General features: G+C 68.1%; 23 protein-coding genes. 12 read left to right on the top strand and 11 right to left on the bottom strand.

All coding sequences use genetic code 11. The annotated features are described in order from the left end of the window. Positions 1-13: 13 nt before the first annotated feature. From alaS to OEZ60_RS02660, 5 genes are all read left to right on the top strand, one after another. Positions 14-2677: an alanine--tRNA ligase gene (alaS, locus tag OEZ60_RS02680; RefSeq protein ID WP_263332959.1), complete on the top strand. Its 2664-nt coding sequence runs from the start codon at positions 14-16 to the stop codon at positions 2675-2677. After that, positions 2677-2973 carry a DUF1330 domain-containing protein gene (locus OEZ60_RS02675; protein WP_263332958.1) on the top strand — a complete coding sequence of 99 codons (297 nt, stop codon included), beginning with the start codon at positions 2677-2679 and terminating at the stop codon, positions 2971-2973. The genes alaS and OEZ60_RS02675 overlap by 1 nt, the downstream gene beginning before the upstream one ends. After that, complete coding sequence (locus OEZ60_RS02670) at positions 2973-3461, top strand: MOSC domain-containing protein (RefSeq protein ID WP_263332956.1); 489 nt, start codon at positions 2973-2975, stop codon at positions 3459-3461. The genes OEZ60_RS02675 and OEZ60_RS02670 overlap by 1 nt, the downstream gene beginning before the upstream one ends. Positions 3462-3619: 158 nt before the next feature. Beyond that, positions 3620-4411 carry a class II glutamine amidotransferase gene (locus OEZ60_RS02665; protein WP_263332955.1) on the top strand — a complete coding sequence of 264 codons (792 nt, stop codon included), beginning with the start codon at positions 3620-3622 and terminating at the stop codon, positions 4409-4411. 139 nt (positions 4412-4550) lie between these two features. Then, complete coding sequence (locus OEZ60_RS02660; RefSeq protein WP_263332951.1) at positions 4551-6095, top strand: trimethylamine methyltransferase family protein; 1545 nt, start codon at positions 4551-4553, stop codon at positions 6093-6095. 55 nt (positions 6096-6150) lie between these two features. On the opposite strand, the gene OEZ60_RS02655 is transcribed toward OEZ60_RS02660, so the two are convergent. Continuing rightward, positions 6151-6441, bottom strand: coding sequence for a DUF6477 family protein (locus OEZ60_RS02655; protein ID WP_263332949.1), 291 nt, complete (start codon positions 6439-6441; stop codon positions 6151-6153). Between the two features lie 220 nt (positions 6442-6661). Here OEZ60_RS02655 and OEZ60_RS02650 point away from each other — a divergent pair, with 220 nt between their 5' ends. Next, entirely contained in the window at positions 6662-7807 is a 1146-nt protein-coding gene (locus tag OEZ60_RS02650; RefSeq protein ID WP_263332947.1) for a DUF6456 domain-containing protein, read from the top strand. Between the two features lie 72 nt (positions 7808-7879). Here the strand turns inward: OEZ60_RS02650 and OEZ60_RS02645 are convergent, their stop codons facing one another. Then, positions 7880-8551 carry an aquaporin gene (locus OEZ60_RS02645; RefSeq protein WP_263332945.1) on the bottom strand — a complete coding sequence of 224 codons (672 nt, stop codon included), beginning with the start codon at positions 8549-8551 and terminating at the stop codon, positions 7880-7882. Between the two features lie 143 nt (positions 8552-8694). Here OEZ60_RS02645 and lipA point away from each other — a divergent pair, with 143 nt between their 5' ends. Beyond that, a complete protein-coding gene (lipA, locus tag OEZ60_RS02640; RefSeq protein ID WP_263332943.1) occupies positions 8695-9645 on the top strand; it encodes a lipoyl synthase in 951 nt (316 codons plus the stop codon). A gap of 19 nt (positions 9646-9664) precedes the next feature. Here lipA and OEZ60_RS02635 read toward each other — a convergent pair whose 3' ends face one another. The 3 genes from OEZ60_RS02635 to OEZ60_RS02625 all read right to left on the bottom strand — a co-directional run bounded on the left by OEZ60_RS02635 (position 9665) and on the right by OEZ60_RS02625 (position 11534). Continuing rightward, positions 9665-10039 (bottom strand): hypothetical protein, encoded by a 375-nt coding sequence (locus OEZ60_RS02635; RefSeq protein ID WP_263332942.1) that lies wholly within the window; start codon positions 10037-10039, stop codon positions 9665-9667. A 105-nt stretch (positions 10040-10144) separates the two neighbouring features. Beyond that, a complete protein-coding gene (locus OEZ60_RS02630; protein ID WP_263332940.1) occupies positions 10145-11035 on the bottom strand; it encodes a cytochrome c in 891 nt (296 codons plus the stop codon). A 34-nt stretch (positions 11036-11069) separates the two neighbouring features. Further along, the gene (locus OEZ60_RS02625) at positions 11070-11534 is read right to left on the bottom strand and encodes a c-type cytochrome (RefSeq protein ID WP_263332939.1); all 465 of its coding nucleotides are present in this window, start codon (positions 11532-11534) and stop codon (positions 11070-11072) included. A 152-nt stretch (positions 11535-11686) separates the two neighbouring features. Here OEZ60_RS02625 and OEZ60_RS02620 point away from each other — a divergent pair, with 152 nt between their 5' ends. Continuing rightward, positions 11687-12556, top strand: a complete 870-nt coding sequence (locus tag OEZ60_RS02620; protein ID WP_263332937.1) for a LysR family transcriptional regulator — start codon at positions 11687-11689, stop codon at positions 12554-12556. An 11-nt stretch (positions 12557-12567) separates the two neighbouring features. On the opposite strand, the gene OEZ60_RS02615 is transcribed toward OEZ60_RS02620, so the two are convergent. Both OEZ60_RS02615 and hpt read right to left on the bottom strand, forming a co-directional pair. After that, positions 12568-12759 carry a hypothetical protein gene (locus OEZ60_RS02615; RefSeq protein ID WP_263332935.1) on the bottom strand — a complete coding sequence of 64 codons (192 nt, stop codon included), beginning with the start codon at positions 12757-12759 and terminating at the stop codon, positions 12568-12570. Continuing rightward, positions 12756-13316: a hypoxanthine phosphoribosyltransferase gene (gene hpt / locus OEZ60_RS02610; protein WP_263332933.1), complete on the bottom strand. Its 561-nt coding sequence runs from the start codon at positions 13314-13316 to the stop codon at positions 12756-12758. Before hpt ends, OEZ60_RS02615 begins: the two co-directional genes overlap by 4 nt. A 66-nt stretch (positions 13317-13382) precedes the next feature. Between hpt and OEZ60_RS02605 the strand changes: the two genes are divergently transcribed. Continuing rightward, complete coding sequence (locus OEZ60_RS02605) at positions 13383-13838, top strand: type II toxin-antitoxin system RatA family toxin (RefSeq protein ID WP_263332931.1); 456 nt, start codon at positions 13383-13385, stop codon at positions 13836-13838. Positions 13839-13892: 54 nt separating this feature from the next. Here the strand turns inward: OEZ60_RS02605 and OEZ60_RS02600 are convergent, their stop codons facing one another. The 4 genes from OEZ60_RS02600 to OEZ60_RS02585 all read right to left on the bottom strand — a co-directional run bounded on the left by OEZ60_RS02600 (position 13893) and on the right by OEZ60_RS02585 (position 17343). Continuing rightward, positions 13893-15071, bottom strand: coding sequence for an ammonium transporter (locus OEZ60_RS02600; protein WP_263332929.1), 1179 nt, complete (start codon positions 15069-15071; stop codon positions 13893-13895). A gap of 165 nt (positions 15072-15236) precedes the next feature. Further along, entirely contained in the window at positions 15237-15710 is a 474-nt protein-coding gene (locus OEZ60_RS02595) for a CinA family protein (protein WP_263332927.1), read from the bottom strand. Continuing rightward, positions 15707-16207: a phosphatidylglycerophosphatase A family protein gene (locus OEZ60_RS02590; protein ID WP_263332925.1), complete on the bottom strand. Its 501-nt coding sequence runs from the start codon at positions 16205-16207 to the stop codon at positions 15707-15709. The genes OEZ60_RS02595 and OEZ60_RS02590 overlap by 4 nt, the downstream gene beginning before the upstream one ends. Then, positions 16204-17343 carry a bifunctional 2-C-methyl-D-erythritol 4-phosphate cytidylyltransferase/2-C-methyl-D-erythritol 2,4-cyclodiphosphate synthase gene (locus OEZ60_RS02585; protein WP_263332923.1) on the bottom strand — a complete coding sequence of 380 codons (1140 nt, stop codon included), beginning with the start codon at positions 17341-17343 and terminating at the stop codon, positions 16204-16206. The genes OEZ60_RS02590 and OEZ60_RS02585 overlap by 4 nt, the downstream gene beginning before the upstream one ends. 189 nt (positions 17344-17532) lie before the next feature. Here OEZ60_RS02585 and dusB point away from each other — a divergent pair, with 189 nt between their 5' ends. The 3 genes from dusB to OEZ60_RS02570 are packed head-to-tail and all read left to right on the top strand — an operon-like array spanning position 17533 to position 20971. Next, positions 17533-18528, top strand: coding sequence for a tRNA dihydrouridine synthase DusB (gene dusB, locus OEZ60_RS02580; RefSeq protein WP_263332921.1), 996 nt, complete (start codon positions 17533-17535; stop codon positions 18526-18528). Further along, a complete protein-coding gene (locus OEZ60_RS02575) occupies positions 18525-19604 on the top strand; it encodes a two-component system sensor histidine kinase NtrB (RefSeq protein ID WP_263332919.1) in 1080 nt (359 codons plus the stop codon). The genes dusB and OEZ60_RS02575 overlap by 4 nt, the downstream gene beginning before the upstream one ends. Next, a complete protein-coding gene (locus OEZ60_RS02570; protein WP_263332917.1) occupies positions 19604-20971 on the top strand; it encodes a sigma-54 dependent transcriptional regulator in 1368 nt (455 codons plus the stop codon). Before OEZ60_RS02575 ends, OEZ60_RS02570 begins: the two co-directional genes overlap by 1 nt. The last annotated feature ends 95 nt before the right edge of the window (positions 20972-21066 follow it).

Below are 21066 nucleotides of genomic sequence, written 5' to 3'. Positions count from 1 at the left end.
AGAGGCCCGCCCGATGCCCAGCCTGAACGACATCCGCTCGACCTTCCTCGACTTCTTCCGGCGCAACGATCACCGGATCGTCGACAGCTCGCCGCTCGTCCCGCGCAACGACCCGACGCTGATGTTCACCAACTCGGGCATGGTGCAGTTCAAGAACCTCTTCACCGGGGTCGAGACGCGCGATTATGTCCGCGCCTCCACCAGCCAGAAATGCGTCCGCGCGGGCGGCAAGCACAACGACCTCGACAACGTCGGCTACACGGCGCGGCACCATACGTTCTTCGAGATGCTGGGGAACTTCTCCTTCGGCGACTATTTCAAGGCCGAGGCGATCCCCTACGCCTGGGAACTTCTCACGAAGGATTTCGGACTGAACAAGGACAAGCTCCTCGTCACGGTCTACCACACCGACGACGAGGCGGCCGGGATCTGGAAGAAGGTCGCGGGACTTCCCGACGACCGCATCATCCGCATCCCAACGGATGACAATTTCTGGCGCATGGGGCCGACCGGTCCCTGCGGCCCCTGCACCGAGATCTTCTACGACCACGGTGACCATATCTGGGGCGGCCCTCCCGGCTCGGCCGAGCAGGACGGCGACCGCTTCATCGAGATCTGGAACCTCGTCTTCATGCAGAACGAGCAGTTCGAGGACGGCTCGATGCGCGCACTCGACATGCAGTCGATCGACACCGGCATGGGGCTGGAGCGGATCGGCGCGCTTCTGCAGGGCAAGCACGACAACTACGACACCGACCTGATGAGGAGCCTCATCGAGGCCTCGGCGCATGGCACCTCGACCGATCCCGACGGGCCGGGCAAGATCCACCACCGGGTCATCGCCGACCACCTGCGATCCACCTCGTTCCTGATCGCCGACGGGGTGATGCCGTCGAACGAGGGGCGCGGCTATGTGCTCCGCCGGATCATGCGCCGCGCGATGCGGCACGCGCATCTTCTCGGCGCGCAGGATCCGCTGATGCACCGGCTGGTGTCGGCGCTGGTGCGGCAGATGGGCGGGGCCTATCCGGAACTGCAGCGGGCGCAGGCGCTGATCGAGGAGACACTGAAGCTCGAGGAGACCCGCTTCAAGCAGACGCTTGAGCGCGGACTTCGTCTGCTGGACGACGAACTTGGAAAACTCGGCGAGGGCAAGCCGCTGCCGGGCGCCGCGGCGTTCAAGCTCTATGACACCTACGGCTTCCCGCTCGATCTCACGCAGGATGCGCTGCGCGAGAAGGGCCGGACCGTCGATGTCGCGGGCTTCGACCACGCGATGCAGGAGCAGAAGGCCAAGGCGCGCGCCGCCTGGGCGGGCTCGGGCGAGACCCAGGACGCCACGATCTGGTACGACCTGGCCGAAAAGCACGGGGTCACCGAGTTCCTCGGCTACGATACCGAGACCGCCGAGGGCCAGATCCTCGCGCTGGTCGCGGAGGGCAAGGAAACCGGTGCGGCGGCGAGCGGCGCCAAGGTGCAGATCGTCGTCAACCAGTCGCCCTTCTATGCCGAAAGCGGCGGCCAGGTCGGCGATACCGGCTTCATCCGCACCGATACCGGCATGGCCAGGGTGACGGACACCAAGAAATCCGCCGGCATCTTCATCCACATCGCCGAAGTGGCCGAGGGCGAGATCGCCCGTGGCCAGCCGGCAAAGCTGGAAGTGGCCCATGCCCGCCGCAGCGCGATCCGGGCGAACCATTCTGCGACCCACCTCCTGCACGAGGCGCTCCGCCGCGCGCTTGGCGATCATGTCGCGCAGCGCGGCTCGCTCAATGCCGAGGACCGGCTCCGCTTCGATTTCAGCCATTCCAAGGGGTTGACGAGCGCGGAACTTGCCGGTGTCGAGGCCGAGGTCAACGAGTTCATCCGCCAGAACTCGCCGGTGGAGACGCGGATCATGACGCCCGACGATGCCCGCGGGCTTGGCGCGCAGGCGCTTTTCGGCGAGAAGTACGGCGACGAGGTGCGGGTCGTCTCGATGGGCACGCTTTCGGGTTCCGGCAAGGGTACCGACGGCGACACCTATTCGCTGGAGCTGTGCGGCGGCACCCATGTGAAACGCACGGGTGACATCGGCGCCTTCGTGGCGCTCGGCGACTCGGCGTCCTCCGCAGGGGTGCGGCGGATCGAGGCGCTGACCGGTCAGGCGGCGCTCGACCACCTGCGCGGCCAGGACCAGCGGCTGGGCGAGGTCGCGGCGACGCTGAAGGCGCAGGCCGCCGACGTGCCGGCTCGCGTGAAGGCGCTGATGGACGAGCGCCGGGCGCTTGCCAACGAGGTCGCGCAGCTTCGCCGCGAACTGGCGATGGGCGGCGGCGCGGGGCAGGGCGCTGCCGACCGCGAGGTCAACGGCATCCGCTTCCTGCCGCAGATCGTCTCGGGCGTCTCCGGCAAGGACCTGCCCGCGCTCGTCGATGAGCTGAAGGCGCGGATCGGGTCGGGCGCGGTGCTCGTCGTCGCCGATACCGGCGGCAAGGCGGCGGTGGCGGCGGGCGTGACGCCGGACCTCACCGCGCGGCTCTCGGCGGTCGACATCGTCAAGGCCGCGGCCGAGGCGCTCGGTGGCAAGGGTGGCGGCGGGCGGCCGGACATGGCGCAGGCCGGCGGCGCGGATGCGTCGAAGGCCGAGGAGGCGGTTAAGGCCGCCGAAGCGATCATCGGAGGTGCGAAGTAATGAGCGAGACCAAATCCGCGCTGTGGATTGCGCATGTGAAGGTCACGGATGCCGAGGCCTACGGCAAGTATGCCCAGGCAGCGGGCCCGGCGATTGCCAGGCACGGCGGCGTGTTTCTCGCGCGCGGCGGGCGCTATGTCCAGCTCGAGGGCAACGAGCGGCCGCGCAACGTCGTGGCGCGCTTCCCGTCGCTCGAAGCGGCGGTCGCCTGCTACAACAGCGACGAGTACCAGGCCGCGCTCGCCCATGCGAAGGGCGCCAGCGAACGCGACCTGATGGTGCTCGAGGAAGCCTGATGGCGGATCTCGCCCGGCTTCTGGCAACCCATGCCGGGGCGGGGCGAGTGGTCTGGATCGGGTTGCGCCCCGAGCGGCTGGCCGATCCCGTCTCGGTTGATGCGGCGGAACTGACCGAGGCAGGGCTCGCGGGCGATCACGCCCGTGAAGGCAAGCGCGCGCTGACGCTGATTCAGGCGGAGCACCTGCCGGTGATCGCCGCGCTCTGCCGGCGCGAGGCGGTCGCGCCTGAACTCCTGCGGCGCAATCTCGTGATCAAGGGCATCAACCTTGGCGCGCTTCGCCATGCGCGGCTGAGGATCGGCGGCGCCGAGGTGACGATCACCAGCCCCTGCGCGCCCTGTTCGCGGATGGAGGCGGCGCTGGGGCAGGGCGGCTACAACGCGATGCGCGGCCACGGCGGCTGGTGCGCCGAAGTGGTCCAGGCGGGCCGTATCGCGGTGGGCGATCCGGTCACGGCGACCGGAGCGGAGGCGCCCCGGCGCTGATGCCGCCGGGCAGCGAAGCGCCGATAATACGGAGACCTGAACGGAATCTGTCGATTGCCGCCGTGATCCGCGCTACGTTAACCAAAAGCAACGAGGCAGTGCCAGGCTTCCGGACGTGGCGGAATCCGAAGGCGCCGCCCGCTACGCGAGGCGAGAGCATGTGCAGATGGGCGGCCTATACCGGCACTCCGATCTTTCTCGAGGACATCGTCAGCCGGCCGGGCCATTCGCTCATCCATCAGAGCCAGTGTGCCTCGGAATGCAAGTCGGCGATCAATGCCGACGGCTTCGGGCTCGCCTGGTATGGCGATCGCGAGGAGCCGGGGCTCTTCCGCGATATCCTGCCGGCCTGGTCGGACCCGAACCTGCGCTCGCTGACGGCGCAGGTGAAGTCGCATCTCTTCCTCGCCCATGTCCGCGCCTCGACCGGCACCGCGACGAGCCGCAACAACTGCCACCCGTTCGCGGTCGGCCGCTGGTCCTTCATGCACAACGGTCAGATCGGCGGCTACGACGCGCTGCGCCGCGATGCCGAGATGCTGATCCCAGACCATCTCTATGCCCACCGGAAGGGCGCGACCGACAGCGAGGCCCTGTTCCTCGTCGCGCTCGGCGAGGGGCTCGACGAGGATCCCAAAGGCGCGCTCGAACGGGCGACAGCGCGGTTCGAAGTGCTGTCGCGCGCGAAGGGAGCGGCGCCGCATGTACGGATGACGGCGGCGTTTTCCGATGGCGAGAAGCTCTATGCGGCGCGCTATGCAACCGACGCCGGGGCGCCGACGCTCTACCACCGCTGGTCGGACTCGCGGCGCGGCCGCGCGGTCGTCTCAGAACCCCTGGAAACCGGCGAATGCTGGGACTCGGTGCCGCCGGGCAGCTTCTGCACCTTCGAGGGTGACCGGGTGACGATCGAGCCTTTCGCGCCCGGGCAACTCGCCCGCGTCGCCTGACGCCGCGGGAGCCTGCGGCCGTCGCTTTCCGGGTCGTCAAATGTCGTTTTCGCTTGCGAAGCGCCGCATCCCGCAATCGGCCCCGGCCCAATGCGGGTACAAGGTGCCCCAAACCGACATAGTCAGGAGACTCAGGGATATGAGCGAAGTTTCGGAAGGCCGGCGGGCACGGGGTGGCGGCGGCGCGGCGCGCCGGGCAGAACGCACCGCTGTCCGCATCGAATGCGCCAAGTTCATCGAGCGCAACATTCCGAACCTCGAAATCCTCAACGAGGAAGCGCTCGAGATCATCGAGGCCAACGCCGAGACGATCCTTCAGGAGGTCGGCGTCAACTTCGTCGAGAACCCCGAGGCGCTGAAGCGCTGGAAGGATGCCGGCGCCGATGTCGACGGCGAGCGCGTCCGCATCCCGAAGGGCCTCGCGCGTCAGCTCTGCAAGACCGCACCCTCGTCCTACGTCCAGCACGCCCGCAACCCGGAGCGCAACGTGACCGTGGGTGGCCGTGGCCTCGTCTTCGCCCCGGTCTACGGCCCCCCCTTCGTCCGTGATGCCGACGGTGGCCGCCGCTACGCGACGCTCGACGACTTCCACAAGTTCGTGAAGCTCGGCTATATGTCGAAATGGCTGCATCACTCGGGCGGCACGGTGTGTGAGCCGACCGACATCCCGGTGAACAAGCGCCACCTCGACATGCTGCTCGCCCACATGACGCTCAGCGACAAGCCCTACATGGGCTCGGTGACCGAGCCGGTCCGCGCCGCGGATTCGGTCGAGATGTCGAAGATCCTCTTCGGCAACGACTTCGTCGACCAGAACACCGTGATGACCTCGCTGGTCAACATCAACTCGCCGATGACCTTCGACGGGATCATGATGGGCGCTCTGGAAGTCTACGCGAAGGCCAACCAGGCCTGCATCATCTCGCCCTTCATCGTCGGCGGCGCGATGGCGCCGGTGACGGTCGCGGGTACGCTGACGCAGGTCATGGCCGAGGTGCTGGCGGGCGTCGCCTACAGCCAGCTCATCCGTCAGGGTGCGCCGGTGATCTTCGGCGCCTTCGTGACCTCGATCGACATGAACTCGGGCGCGCCGACCTTCGGCACGCCGGAAGCCGCGCATATCACCTACGGCGCGGGCCAGCTCGCCCGCCGCATGGGGCTGCCGTACCGTTCGGCGGGCTCGTTCTGCGGCTCGAAGCTGCCGGACGCGCAGGCCGCCTACGAGACCTCGAACTCGCTCAACATGGGTCTCCTCGCGGGCGTGAACTTCATGCTGCATTCCTGCGGCTGGCTGGAAGGCGGCCTGGTGTCGTCCTTCGAGAAGTTCGTGATGGATGCCGACCAGCTCGGTGTGCTGCATCACCTCGCCAAGGGCATCGACATGTCCGAGACCGGCCAGGCGATGGGCGCGATCCGCGAGGTCGGCCCGGGCGGCCACTATCTCGGCTGCGAACACACGCAATCGAACTTCAAGCAGGCGTTCTGGCGGACCGAACTGCTCGACTACAAGCCCTACGAGGCCTGGGAAGAGGAAGGCGCCCGCGACACCGTGGCGCTGGCACGCGCGCGCGTGAACAAGCTCCTGAACGACTACCAGAAGCCGGCGATCGACCCGGCGGTCGAAGAGGCGCTGAACGAATACGTCGCGAAGAAGAAGGCCTCGATGCCCGACGCCTTCATGTGATCGCGCCAGTCGCGAGGGACAGGAAGGGCCGCCCATCAGGGCGGCCCTTTCGCATTCAGGCGCGGCCCGGCTGTGGCAGGAGCCGCGCCTCGGCCATCATCGCGATCAGCACTTCGATATGGCGGATGAAGCTGTAGGAGGCGTCGCCGGCCTGGCGCGTCGCCTCCAACCGCTCCTCCTCGGCCAGGAGGGCCGACAGCGCCCGCTCCGGCGCGGGCGTATCCGCTACGCGTATCACCCGCCTCAGGTCGCGGCTGCGGTTGTACTCGGCAAGCCCGGCCCGGGCGGCGCGGATCAAGAGGCGGGGACGCCGCAGTTCGGACACGAGCGAGAGTAGATCGGACATTCTGATCCTCCGGAGATTTGACAACCGGAAGATGCAACTGGAATCGTCGCCGTTGCGGGTCTTGGCGGTGGAGCGACCGGATCGTTCAAAGAAATTTAGATTTTATCAACAATTCTCAGGGTCGTGCTCGTTTTTAACGATCAGGTAAGAAAAGCAACTCACGGTTGAGTTCGTTGTGGTTAAGGCGACGTGACGGCGCTGAAGGACATCCGGGGGAAAGATGACGCTGATGGTTCACATGCAGGCCGGCTTGCCTGCCTGGTTGCCCGAAAATGCGCGCCTTTATCTGCGCCATACGGAGGAGGGGCTGTCGATCCGCGCGCTGGCGCGGAGCGAGGGCTGCCATGCCTCGACGGTGCTGCGCAAGGTTCGTGCCTTCGAGAACCGTCGCGACGATCCTCTGGTCGATGACGCACTGGACCGGCTCGGCCGGCTACATCTTCGCCTGATCGGGACGGAACGGGCACAGGAAACTTCGCGACCAGATTTTGCACAGGAAGGGAACTGCCCGATGACCGCACCGATCCGCTCGATCCAGCCTCAGATCGCCGACGAATCCACCGTCGAGCGCGAGGCGCGCCGCATTCTGCGCCGCCTCTGCGAGGCCGGTGCCCTGCTCGCGATCGCGCCGGAGATGGAAAAGGCGGTCGTCCTCAAGGGAACCGTGCGGATCGCGGTGGTCGATCGCTCTGCCGCGCAGGCCTTCGCCCTGAAGGACTGGATCGCGGTGCAGAAACCGGGCCGGGTGACCACCTACGAGATCACGACGGCGGGCCGCGCGGCACTGAAGCGGCTCCTGGCCGAGGAGCAATCGACCCGGGCCGGCGGCTTCGCCGAGGCCCAGACGCCCTTCACCGAACAGCACCGGGTCTGGGACGAGCGTGCAGTCATGGAGCCGGGCGAGCAGACGCCGCGGCGCATGCGCTACAACCTCGCGGAAAGCCCGCTCGCCGTCCTGGCGCGGCGGAAGGAGAAGGATGGTCAGCCGTTCCTGACGCCCGATCTCGTCGTTGCCGGCGAGCGGCTGCGCGAGGATTTCGAACTGGCGCAGATGGGGCCGCGCGTCGCGCAGAACTGGGACCGCTTCCTGACCGCCGGCGACCGCGGCAGTTTCGCGGGCGACGGCGGGCTTGGCGGCGGATCGGGCAGGGCGCGCGATCGGGTTGCGGCCGCGCTAAAGGATCTCGGCCCCGGACTCGGCGACATGGTGCTGCGCTGCTGCTGCTATCTCGAAGGGTTGGAGGCGGCCGAGCGGCGCATGGGCTGGTCGGCGCGGTCGGGAAAGATCGTGCTCCGGATCGCGCTGCAGCGGCTCAAGCGCCACTACGACGAGACCAATGGCGGCAGGGCGCCGCTGATCGGATAGCACGACGGCGCCTGGAAACGGCCCCCGCTCGACACGGGGGCCGTTCGCTGTCAGGTGATCAGAAGGCGGGCGTTATGCGTCGGCACGGGTGAACCCGGCGGCGTGGAGCGCGCCCGCCGCGGCGCCGCCGGCGAGCGGCGCGGCGATGTAGAGCCAGAGCTGCGCCAGCGCATCGCCGCCGACGAAGAGCGCCGGCGCAAGCGAGCGGGCCGGATTGACGGAGGAACCGGAGACCTGAATCCCCGCGAGGTGGATCAATACCAGCGTCAGGCCGATTGCCAGGCCCGCCATCGCGCCCGGAGCGCTGGAATGGGTGGCTCCGAGAATCACGGTGACGAAGAGGAAGGTCGCCACCGCCTCGAACACGAGCGCGCCCGTGGTGCCGTAGGCGCCGACCGTCGTCTGGCCAAGGCCGTTGGTCGCGATCGACCACTCGGGATTACCCGCGGCGATGACCCACAGCACGATGATGGCGAGGATCGCGCCGATCACCTGGGCGATGACATAGCCGATGAAGTCGCCGACGCTCATGCGCCCGGCGGTCACCATGCCGATCGAGACTGCCGGGTTCAGATGCGCCCCCGAGATCGCGCCGAGCCCGTAGGCGGCGGCCACGACCCCGAGGCCGAAGGCAAACGAGATTCCGATCAGGCCGATCGCGTCGGCCATGAAGACGATCGCGCTCGACCCGAGAAATACCAGAATGAATGTGCCGATCACTTCGGCGACGAGTTTCTTGCTCATGGTCCTGTCCCTTTGGTTTCCTGTTCGCGGCCGGTGCCCATTGCCTCGGGCTCCGATTCGGCGGATTCGCCCGCCAAAGCCAGATTGCCATCCGGCGCCGCAGGGCGTATTGGGATTTTGCGACCTGTTGAAGGGAAAATCTCTTGCGAGATCTCAAGATTCCGGGCCAGCGCCATCCCGAGAAGGCGCATCGAGTTGACCAGGAGCAGCCGAAGAAACCGGCCTGGATCCGCGTGAAGGCCCCGACTTCCGCCGGGTACAAGCAGACCCGCGACATCCTGCGCACCAACAAGCTCGTAACGGTCTGCGAGGAGGCGGGTTGCCCCAACGTCGGCGAATGCTGGTCGGCCGGTCACGCCACGATGATGATCATGGGCGAGATCTGTACCCGGGGCTGCTCGTTCTGCAATATCGCGACCGGCCGGCCCGACGCGCTCGACGCGTTCGAGCCGGGGCGGGTGGCCCATGCGGTCGAGACGCTGGGACTGAAGCATGTCGTCATCACCTCGGTCGACCGCGACGACCTCGAGGATGGCGGCGCGGAGCATTTCGCACAGACGATCCGCGCGGTACGGCACCGTTCGCCGGGGACCACGATCGAGATCCTGACCCCGGACTTTCTGAAGTGTGCGCCGGAAGTTCTTGAAAAAGTTGTAGAAGCTCGCCCCGATGTCTTCAACCACAACCTCGAGACGGTGCCCGGTCTCTACCCCTCGGTCCGACCCGGCGCGCGCTACTTCCACTCGCTGCGGCTCCTGCAGCGGGTCAAGGAACTCGACCCGGCGATGTTCACCAAGTCCGGCATCATGGTCGGGCTCGGCGAGGACGGGCAGTCGGTGCGGCAGGTGATGGACGACATGCGCGCGGCCGACGTCGACTTCCTCACCATCGGCCAGTACCTGCAGCCGACGCCGAAGCACCATCGGGTCGACAGGTTCGTGACGCCGGAGGAATTCGCGGGCTACGAGAAGGCCGCCTATGGCAAGGGATTCCTGATGGTCTCGGCGACGCCGCTCACGCGGTCCTCCTATCATGCGGGCGAGGATTTCGCCCGGCTCCGGGCGGCGCGGCTGGAAAAGCTCGGCCGCGGCTGAAACGCGCGGCTCGGCTGGCTCAGAAATTCAACCCGACCGACAGGTCGAGACGCTGGCCGGCAGCGGGGGTTACGGCGAGTTCGGCTCCGGCGCGGATCTGCTTGATCAAGGCGTTGCCGAGTTCATCGGCGAACAAGGCCGTCAGACGCCGGTCAATCCGGCCGGGCGCCCCGAACCCGGTGCCTTCAAAAGACGTCACCGGCCGTATCCACTCGACCGTCGCCCGGTAAGCGAACCCGGACCGGACTTCTGGGCCGGACACCGGGCGCGTGGCCGCAATGTGGGCTGCAGCCGCGGGCGATCGGCTTTCCCGGCTCTGGGCGTGGGCCGGGACCGCCAGCACGAGGCCGATCAGGCCGAGGACGGCAGAGATACAGGGCAAACGGATCGGCATCGAAAGCTCCCGTCAGGCAACCGCCGAGTCGCGTGATTGTTCGGCGTCCCGGCTTCAGCTTTCCGCAGCAGGGTTAACGACCGGTGAATCCGGAACGACCCGGCGTCACTCAGCCGGTACAACACGCTTGAGGTAGGCGGCGATGGCCGCCCGGTCGGACGGGGCGAGATGGGAGAGGCCGTCGACCACCTCGGCCATCGCACCGCCGACCGAATCGTAGTCCGGCGTGAAGCCGGTGGTGAGGAAGGCGACGATATCGGCCTCGGACCAGGTGAGCTTCGCCGGCGTGAGGTTCGGAAACCGGCTCTTGCCGCCCGGAATGGGCGCGCCTGCGAGCCAGCGGTTCCGGTCCATCGCACCGAGGCCCCCCCTCGGCGTGTGGCATTCGCCGCAATGGCCGAGCGCCTCGACGAGGTAACGGCCCCGTGTCTCGGCTTGGTTCAGGTCGCCGGCCACCACCCAGCCGTCGTCGAGTTGGAGCCGTTTCCAGAGCCTGAGGCCGAGGCGGATGTTGTAGGGGAACGCCACCTCGTGCGGCGCGCTGGGGCTCGGGTCGGCGGGCAGCGTGGCGAGAAAGGCGCGCAGGTCGACGACATCCTGCAACGTCGCCCGCGCGTAGCTCGCATAGGGAAAGACCGGGTAGTAGTGACGGCCTTCGGGCGAGACCCCGCGCAGCATCGCGTTGGCGAGACCGAGCGCGGTCCATGTCCCGATCCCCGCACCAGGGTCGTTCGAGATGTTCGGTGCGACGAAGGTGCCGAACGGTGAGGGGAAGCGCCGGCCGCCCTTGAGCACCAACCGGTCCGCACCCTCGGCCTTCTCGGCGGAGTGGCAGGCGGCGCAGCCGCCCGCCCAGAAAACCTGCTCGCCGCGAACGGCGTCGGCCTCGAGGCCCGCCAACGCATCGGCGGGCAGCGGCTCGGGCCGGAGCACGAACCAGGCGCCGGCCGCGCCCGTCGCAGCGAGGATCGTCAGGCTGAGAAGGATCCGGCGCATCGTCGGCTCGCGTCAGGAACGAAGGCGCGCCGGATTAGTTGGCAGATGCCCGGTAGGCTTCGTGGCAGGCCGTGCAAGCATCGCCCACGCCCTTCAACGCGCCCTGAAGGCTCGCGAGATCAATCCCGGCCGCGGCCTGCATCGCGGTCGCCGCATCGACCAGCGCCTGCGCCTTGGCGCCGACATCCGAACCGCCCTCCCATATCTTGGCGAGCGCCCGCGTGTCGGGATTGGCGAAATCGTCAGAGCCTTCCGGCCAGAGCATCGACATGTCGATCGACGCGGCGGTCAGGAGGTTGTCGGCGGCCTTCTGCGCCTGTTCGGCGTTGTAGTCGACCTCGCCCTTGGCCATGGCGCCGAGAATGGCGACATTCATGGTCCGGTAGCCCATGATGCCTTGGCGCACCTTGATCTCGCGCGCGAAAGGCGCGTCCTGGGCGGTGGCGACGTCGGTGATCAGGATCGTGGCGGCGGTTATCGTCAAAAGAAAGGTCTTCATGGAAATCTCCCTGCGATTGATAAGGGGAAGGATAGCTGTGCCGAATTCTTCCACCAATCGGAAATTTCGCATGGTATTGGTGAGAATACGCACAGAGCAGCTCGCCGCGCACGGAGGCCACGACGGGCGGCACGGCGTTGGGAGAACATGTGATGCGCGAGAACTGGGACGACCTTCGTTTCGTGCTGGCGGTGGCGGAAGAGGGCTCGGTCAGCGGCGCGGCGCGGCGGCTCGGCGTCAACCACGCCACCGTCCTGCGCCGGATCGCCGCCTACGAGGAGGCGGTCGGGATCGAGATCTTCGACAAGACCGCGCGCGGCTATTCCGTCCCGCCGGTGCAAAACCGCGTCATCGAGGCGGCGCGCGAGGTCGACCGTGCCGTGCAGGCGGTCGGGCGGATGCTGCAGGGCGTGCGCTCGCCGCTGTCCGGCACGATCCGGGTGACGGCGACCGACACGTTCTGCCAGTTCGTGCTGCCGCCGATCGTGGCCGAACTGCGCTCCGAGGCGCCCGACCTCCGGATCGAGATCCTTTGCACGAACACCCATCTCGACCTCGCGCGGACCCATGCCGAGATCACGGTGCGTCCGACGCTCCGGCTGCCCGAGGATCTGGTCGGCGAAACCGCCGGGGTGCTCGGGTTCGGCCTGTTCCGCGCCAAGGTGGCGGCGACCGACGACTGGCTTGGCCTCTCGGGCCCGCTGGCGCGCACGCCGGTCGGAACCTGGATCGCCGCATCGGTCGATCCGGCGCGGATCGTTGCCGCTGCCGACAGTTTCCCGGTTCTGCGCGAGGTCGCGGCGACGGGGCAGGGGATGGCGGTTCTGCCGGATCTCCTCGGCGCCGAGGATCCCCGGCTCGAACGGGTGACGGGCATCCTGCCGGACCTGTCGGTCGATATCTGGGTTGCGAGCCATGCCGATCTGGCCGAGGTGCCGCGGATCGCCGAAACCCGCAGGCTGCTTTCAGAGGCATTGCGCGCCATCGCGCCGCGGCTTCGGGGAGCCGTTGGAGTACCCTGAGCCGGCGAGGTTCAGGGCAGCGGGCGCACCTTCGGCACGGTGCCGCCGGGATCGACGAGTGCGCCACCGGGCGCGAGGCCGAGCCGTTCGAGCCCGGCCAAGGCGAGGCAAATCACGACCACCGCCGCGACGAGCAGGACACGGTTTCGCGACGGCGGGTGGCGGGCGATCCGCGCCATCCGCAGGAGATGGATCGGGTTCATGCCGGCTCACCGGCCTCCGGTTCGGTGAAGCGCACCTTGCCGATATGCGGCAGGTTGCGGTTGCGCTGCGCGAAGTCGATGCCGTAACCCACGACGAACTCGTCCGGAATCTCGAACCCGGTCCAGGTCGCACGGATATCGACCTCGCGCCGCGAGGGCTTGTCGAGCAGCGCGCAGACCTCGAGCCGCCTTGGCTCGCGACTTTTCAGGAGCCGCACGACATGGCTGAGCGTGAATCCTGTGTCGACGATGTCCTCGACGACAAGGACGTCGCGGCCGGAGATCTCGCCGCGCAGGTCCTTCAGGATCCGCACCTCGCGCGAGCTTTCCATCGCATTGCCATAGGAGGAGGCTTCGAGGAAATCGACCTCGACCGGCAGGTCGATCTCGCGCACCAGATCGGCTATGAAGACGAAGGAGCCGCGCAGGAGCCCGACCACGACGAGCTTGTCGGTACCGCCAAACGCCCGCGTGATTTCCTTGGCGAGCGCCTCGACCCGTGCCGCGATGGCCTTGGCCGAGATCATTTCGTCGATGACATAGGGTTTGTGCGGCATGGGGCCCTCTTGATCTTGTGCTCCCATTTAGCGACATGGGCCGCCAGAGTCACCAAGGGGATGGGGATGCCGACACATTCCGAAACGCGGACGATGCCCTACACCGCGGCGCAGATGTACGATCTGGTGGCCGATGTCGCGCGCTATCCCGAGTTCCTGCCCTGGACCGCGGCGGCGCGGATCCGCACACGGCGCAAGCGCGAGGACGGGTCCGAGCTGATGGAGGCCGACCTGGTGATCTCGTTCAAGGTGTTCCGCGAACGCTTCGGAAGTCGGGTCGTGCTCTGGCCTGACGAGCGGCGGATCGAGACGGAGTATCTCGACGGGCCGTTCCATCACCTGCAGTCGAGCTGGAACTTCCGCGACCGCGCCGTGGGGGGCTGCGAGGTGTCGTTCTTCGTCGATTTCGCCTTCCGCAACGCGATTCTGCAAAAGCTGATTGGCGTGGTGTTCGACGAGGCGATGCACCGCGTCGTGCGCGCCTTCGAGGCCCGCGCGGCGGCGCTTTACGGACAGGTCTGATCCGAAGGAGAACGGGGCCCCGAGGGCCCCGTTCACGCGACAGGTCGAGCGCGCCTACGACGTGATGTCGTAGGCGCGCTCTCCGTGGGCGGCGATGTCGAGCCCGTTGAACTCGGTTTCCGCATCGACCCGGATCGGCGTGACGAGCCCCGCGAGCCTGGCGAGGATCCATGTCGCGGAGACGGTGAAGACCCCGACGATGGCCAGCGCGCCGAGCTGCGCGGTCCAGCTGCCCGCGCCGAAGGCCGCGATCATCACCGTGCCGAAAATGCCGCCGACGCCGTGGACGGCGAAGACGTCGAGCGTGTCGTCGATACGGATCCGGTTGCGGATGAGCGCCACCGCCTCCTGGCAAAGGACGCCCGCGACCGCTCCGATCACCAGCGCCTCGAGCGGACCGACGAAGCCGGAAGCCGGGGTGATCGAGGCGAGCCCGGCGATGGTGCCGGTGACGAGGCCGACGAGCGAGGCGCGGCCGAATTTCACCCGCTCCCAGAGCGCCCAGGTGAGCGAGGCGGTCGCGGCGGAGAGATGCGTAACGGTGATCGCCATCGCCGCACCGCCGTCGGCGGCGAGCTGCGAGCCGCCGTTGAAGCCGAACCAGCCGACCCAGAGGAGCCCCGCGCCGATCGCCACGAAGCCCGGATTGTGCGGCGGCGTGGTGCGGTTCTTGCGCGGGCCGACCATCACCGCAAGGACCAGCGCGGCGAGGCCAGCGGTCTCATGCACCACGATCCCGCCGGCGAAGTCCTTCGTGCCCGTCGCGCCGAAGATCCCACCATCGGCGAGGAAGCCGCCGCCCCAGATCCAGTGCGCGACCGGCGCGTAGACGAGCAGCATCCAGAGCGCGGAAAAGAGGAGGACGAAGCCGAAGCCCACGCGCTCGGCGAAGGCGCCGAGGAAGAGCGCGGGCGTGATGATCGCGAAGGTCATCTGGAAGGCGAAGAACAGCACCTCGGGAAGGGTGCCCTTCACGGTCGTTGCATCGACGCCGGCGAGGAAGGCGCGGGACAGGCCGCCCCAGAGCGGGTCCTCGCCGCCGAAGGCGATCGAGTAGCCGCAGAGGAGCCAGAGCACGCTCATCAGGCAGGCGACCGCGAAGCAGTGCATGAAGACCGAGAGCACGTTCCGCGCCCGGACGAGCCCGCCGTAGAACAGCGCCAATCCCGGCAACGTCATCAGGAGGACGAGGCCGGTCGCCACGAGGATCCAGGCGGTATCGGCGCCATTCATCTGCATTTCCTTTCGCGAGCATTCCTGTCCGCGCGGAAAAGCGTGAAGTGGCCGTCGCGCAAAGCCCGTTCTTCGGAAACGCGCCGAAAATCAGGGCAGTTTACAATCTGCCCGCAATTTGGGCGGTTTCCCGAGGTTGTGACGAAAAAACCAGCGCGGCGCGGATCAGCCGCCGAGTGCGGCGATCAGGAGGTCGAGCGCATGCTCGACCGACGCCGCCCGCACCTCGGAGCGGCCAGGGGCGCCGAACTCCACCGTCTCGACGCGCGTCGGCGCGCCCTTGTGGGCGAGGCCGAAACAGACCCGCCCCTCGGGTTTGTGCTCGGATCCGCCCGGCCCAGCGATGCCGGTGACGGCGACGGCGAGCGTCGCCCCGGAGCGGGCGAGCGCGCCCTCGGCCATCTCGCACGCCACCGCCTCGCTGACGGCGCCGTGAGCCGCGAGCGTCGCCTCCGACACGCCGAGCATCGCGACCTTGGCGGCGTTTGAATAGGTGACGAAGCCGCGGTCGAAGATGTCGGAAGCACCCGCGACCTCGGTGATCGCGCCCGCGATCAGCCCGCCGGTGCAGCTTTCCGCCGTGGCGATCATGGCGCCTCGAGACCGCGCCAGCGACAGGAGCGTCGCCGCCCGGTTCACAGCCGCACGACCCCGTGCCAGAGGCCGGCGGCGATCATCGTCGCCACACCGGCGAAGAGACCGGCCCAGAGGTCATCCTCCATCGTGCCGGCGGCGGTATGTTTACGATCGGCGCGGCCGACGGGCCCCGGCTTCCAGATGTCGAAGAGCCGGAAGAAGAGGAAGGCCGCGACCCAGCCCGGCCAGGGGAAGTGCCAACTGTCGAGCCCGGCCCACCAGAACCCGGCGGAGGGAAAGAGGAGCGCGATCCACTGGCCCGCCACCTCGTCGATGACGATCTCCGAGGGGTCCTTGTCGGCCTGTCCCGCGACGGCCCCTGCCGTAGCCCAGAAGCCGAGCGGGATCACGAGGATCGTCGCGGCCAGCAGGAGCGGGAAATGCCCGATCCCGTGGATCACGAGGCCGAGCGCCACCGCGACCGCCGAGCCCCAGGTGCCCGGAGCGGGTCGCAGGAGCCCGGTGCCGAACCAGGTGGCGATGAGTCGCGGCAGCGTCATGGCTTCACCAGCGTCACGCAAGCGAGGGCGGCGATTCCCTCCTCGCGACCGGTAAAGCCGAGCCGCTCTGAGGTCGTGGCCTTGACGCTGATCCGGTCCGGCTCCACGCCGGTGATCCGCGCGAGTTCCCCTGCCATGTCAATAGCATGCGGGCCGATCTTCGGGCGCTCGCAGATCAGCGTCACATCGGCGTTCGAGAGCCGGTAGCCCTTCGATCGCGCAAGCTCAGCGGCATGGGCGAGGAAGATCTCGCTCGCGGCCCCCTTCCATTGCGGGTCCGAGGGCGGGAAATGGCGACCGATATCGCCTTCGGCCAGAGCGCCGTAGATCGCGTCGGACAGCGCGTGCATCCCGACATCGGCGTCGGAATGGCCGAGCAGCGCTTGCGTATGCGGCACCCGCACGCCGCAGAGCATGACATGGTCGCCCGCCTTAAAGGCGTGCACGTCGAAGCCGTTTCCGGTGCGGACATCCATCCCAAGCCCCACTTTCCGTTCGGCGCGGTCGAAATCGCCGGGCCAGGTGATCTTGATGTTCTCCTCCTCGCCCTCGACGATGGCGACGTCAAGCCCCGCGGCCAGCGCCACCTCGACATCGTCGGCGGCGTCGCCCGGAAAGGCGCGGTGGGCGGCGAGGATCTCCGCGAAGCGGAAACCCTGCGGGGTCTGGGCGCGAAAGAGCCCGTCGCGCGGCCGGATGCCGGTGACGCGTCCCTCCGCCCCGGTCCAGAGCGCATCCGTCACGGCAAGCGCCGGCGCCGCGGCCGGCTTGGTGTCGAGCGCGCCGAGAACGTTCTCGATGAGTGCAGCCGAGACGAAGGGGCGGGCACCGTCATGGATGAGAACCCGGTCGATCCGGGAGGGGTCAAGCGATTCCAGCGCGTTGCGCACCGATTGCGCGCGCGTCGCGCCCCCGGCGACCAGCGTCACCCGCCCGGCGAACGCGGCGAGCCCGCGCGCCATGTCGTCGGGATGCAGCACGACGACGATCCGGCCAACGCCTGCGAAGGCCTCGACCGTGCGGGACAGGAGGCTCCGCCCGCCGATCTGCCGCCATTGTTTCGGCTCGGCCCCTCCGGCCCTCATGCCGCGGCCCGCCGCAACGATGATCACCGCCGTCTTCGCGTTTTCCGCCACGCCGTCCTCCGTTTTCTCCTGCTCTAATCGCCCCGGCGCGTTCCGGCAATGGCGCGGCTGGTCGCGCCCTGCGGCAGAAGCGCCCAAAAACCGGGCAACTCTTGCCTGGACCCGATCCGGCGGGCCGTTCCGTTTGCCTTTCATGGCAAGGCCGACTAACAGAGGGGCACCTGCACAAGGATTAGGCATATGGCGCTCGATCTCGGTCCGGTCACGCTCGACCCGCCGGTCCTGCTCGCCCCGCTCGCGGGCATCACCGACCTGCCGTTCCGGCGGTTGGTCGCGTCATTCGGCGCGGGCCTCACCGTATCCGAGATGGTGGCCTCCGGAGAGCTTCTGACCGAGAAGCCCTCGGTCCGGGCGAAGGCACGGACCGATCTCGGGCTTGCCGACAGCACCGCGACCTCGGTGCAGCTTGCCGGCCGCGAGGCACGGGCGATGGCCGAGGCGGCGCGCATCGTCGCGGACATGGGCGCGCGGATCATCGACATCAACATGGGTTGCCCGGCCAAGAAGGTCACCGGCGGGCTGTCGGGCTCGGCGTTGATGCGCGATCCCGACCATGCGCTCGGGCTGATCGAGGCGGTGGTGGGCGCGGTCGACCTGCCGGTGACGCTGAAATGCCGGCTCGGCTGGGATGCCGATTGCCTCAATGCGCCCGAACTCGCCCGGCGGGCCGAGGCGGCCGGGATCCGGATGATCACCGTGCATGGCCGCACCCGCCAACAATTCTACAAGGGCAGTGCCGACTGGGCGGCGATCCGCGCGGTCAAGGAGGAGGTGCGGATCCCGGTCATCGCGAATGGCGATATCATCGATGTCGCCTCCGCGCGGACGGCCCTCGCGGCTTCCGGCTCAGACGGGGTGATGGTCGGGCGGGGCGCACAAGGGGCGCCGTGGCGGCTCGCCGAGATCGCGGCGGCGCTCTATGGCCGGCAGGCTCCGGCCGTACCGGAAGGGATGGCGCTTTCTGACATGATTTCAGGTCATTACGAGGCAATGTTGTCGTTCTACGGGCGCGAGCTCGGGGTCCGGATCGCCCGCAAGCATCTCGGCTGGTATGCCGACGAGGCGGGGATGGAGGCGCGCCTGCGGGCGCGGATCATGGTGGCGACGGATCCGGTCGAGGTGCACGCCCTGATCCGCGCCGGGATCGGCGGCGCCCTCGTGGGGCGGGCGGCATGACGCTGCCGTCCGCCGCGACGCTCTGGGCCTCGCTGCCGGTGCCGGCGATCCTGATTGATGCCGAAGACCGGGCGCTTGACCTCAATCCCGCGGCCGAGCTCTTTCTCAACATGTCGGCACGATCCTTTGCGGGTCAGCCGGTCTTCGACCGGCTCGCGATCGACGCGCCGCTCGAGGAGGTGTTCGCCCGTGTGCGCGCCAACAATGCCTCGCTTTTCATCAACGATGTCGACGTCGGCACGGGCGAACGGGCGCCGGTGACCTGCAACCTGCAGGCCGCGCCGCTGGCGGATGCGCCGGGCACGATCCTCCTGATGATCTCGCCGCGCGAGTTTGCCGAGCGACTGGGGCGCGGGCAGGGGATGAGATCGGCTGCCCGCTCGGCCATCGGCATGGCCGAGATGCTGGCGCACGAGATCAAGAACCCGCTGGCCGGGATCACCGGGGCAGCCCAGCTCCTGTCGATGAACCTCGGGCCGGAAGACATTGAACTAGCTGACCTTATCGTGGCCGAAACCCGGCGGATCGTGAAGCTTCTCGAGCAGGTCGAACAGTTCGGCAACCTGCGCCCGCCCGAGGCGCGGGCGGTCAATATCCACGACGTGCTCGACCGGGCGCGGCGCTCCGCGATCCTCGGTTTCGCCGCGCATATGACGATCCAGGAGGATTACGACCCTTCGCTGCCGCCGACGCGGGGGGATGCCGACCAGCTTTTGCAGGTGGTGCTTAACCTCCTGAAGAACGCGGCCGAGGCGGCGAAGGGCCAGCCCGGCACGATCCGGATCCGCACCTTCTACGACCACGCGCTGAGGCTGCGGCGCGCCGACGGCAGTGGCACGTCGCTGCCGCTGCAGATCGAGGTCAGCGACGACGGGCCGGGCATCCCGCCCGAGATCGCCGAGGCGATCTTCGATCCCTTCGTCTCTGGGCGCGAGAACGGCACCGGGCTCGGGCTCGCGCTCGTCTCGAAGATCGTCGCCGATCACGACGGCTGGATCACCGCGGATTCCGTGCCCGGGCGCACCACCTTCCGCCTCTCGCTTCCCGTCGCCCCGAAACCTGAGGAGGGCTTCTGATGGATGGCACCGTCCTTGTCGCCGATGACGACCGCACGATCCGCACCGTGCTGACCCAGGCGCTGACGCGTGCGGGCTGCAAGGTCCATGCGACCTCTTCGCTCGTGACCCTGATGCGCTGGGTCGAGGAGGGCAAGGGCGACCTGGTGATCTCGGACGTGGTCATGCCCGACGGCAACGGCATCGAGGCACTGCCGAAGATCGCCGCCGTGCGCCCCGGCCTGCCGGTGATCGTGATCTCGGCCCAGAACACGATCATGACGGCGATCCAGGCCGCCGAGGCCGAGGCCTACGACTACCTGCCGAAGCCCTTCGACCTGCCCGACCTGATGAAGCGCGCCTCGCGCGCGTTGAGCCAGAAGCATCGCACCGCGCCGGCCGCAGCGGCGCCGCGCGAGGCCGCCGAGGACCTGCCGCTGGTCGGCCGCACCCCGGCAATGCAGGCGCTCTACCGGCTCGTGGCGCGGGTCATGAACGCCGATCTGCCGGTGCTGATCACCGGCGAATCCGGCACCGGCAAGTCGCTCGTGGCCCGCGCGATCCATGATTTCTCCGACCGCCGCACGATGCCCTTCATCACCGCCCAGGCCGCCGACCTGCACGGCGTCGACGGACCGTCATCGCTCATCGCCCGCGCCCGGGGCGGCACGATCGTCTTTGACGAGGTAGGGGATTTCGATTCCGAGCTGCAGGGCCGGATCGTGCGGATGTTCGATACGTTCACCGACAACGCGCCGCGGATCCTCGCGACGAGCCAGGAGGATCTGGCGGCGAAGCTGGAGGCGGGCCGGTTCCGAAACGATCTCTACTACCGGCTCGGCGGCGTCACCCTCGCGGTGCCCGCGCTGCGCGAGAGGGTGGATGACATCCCGCTCCTGACCGAGCATTTCCTCGCCCGCGCCGAGCGCGACGGCGCCCCGGCGCGGCGGCTGAGCGACGAGGCCACCGCTCTCATTCGCGCCTACCGCTGGCCCGGCAACGTGCGCCAGCTCGAGAACACGATTCGCAGGCTGATGTTTACTGCGCTCGGCGCCGAAATCACCCGCGCCGAAGTCGACGCGGCACTCGGGCCAGCGCCGGCCGAACTGCCCCGCGCCGGGGCCGCGGAGGAGGGTGAGCGGCTTTCGGCCTCGATCGCGCGGCATCTCAAGCGCTATTTCGACCTGCATGGCGACGGACTGCCGCCGCCCGGCCTTTATGACCGCATTCTCAAGGAGATGGAGACCCCGCTGATCGAGATCGCGCTCGACGCGACCAGCGGAAACCAAGCGAAATGCGCCGATCTTCTCGGCATCAATCGCAATACTTTGCGCAAGAAGATTACCGACCTTGATATCCGCGTGACACGGCGCCGCAAGTTGATGTAAAACAGCAACACAACGTGGCCCGCCGGTGGCAAGCGGCGCAAGGACCACGAGATATCGGCGATGGCCGCTGAGGCGGCCCAATATACAGGGGCGAG

It is taken from the genome of Albidovulum salinarum (assembly GCF_025673475.1).
GTDB lineage: Bacteria > Pseudomonadota > Alphaproteobacteria > Rhodobacterales > Rhodobacteraceae > Albidovulum > Albidovulum salinarum.
The sequence above is the reverse complement of the archived record's forward strand: the minus strand, read 5'-3'. Positions and strand labels throughout refer to the sequence as shown.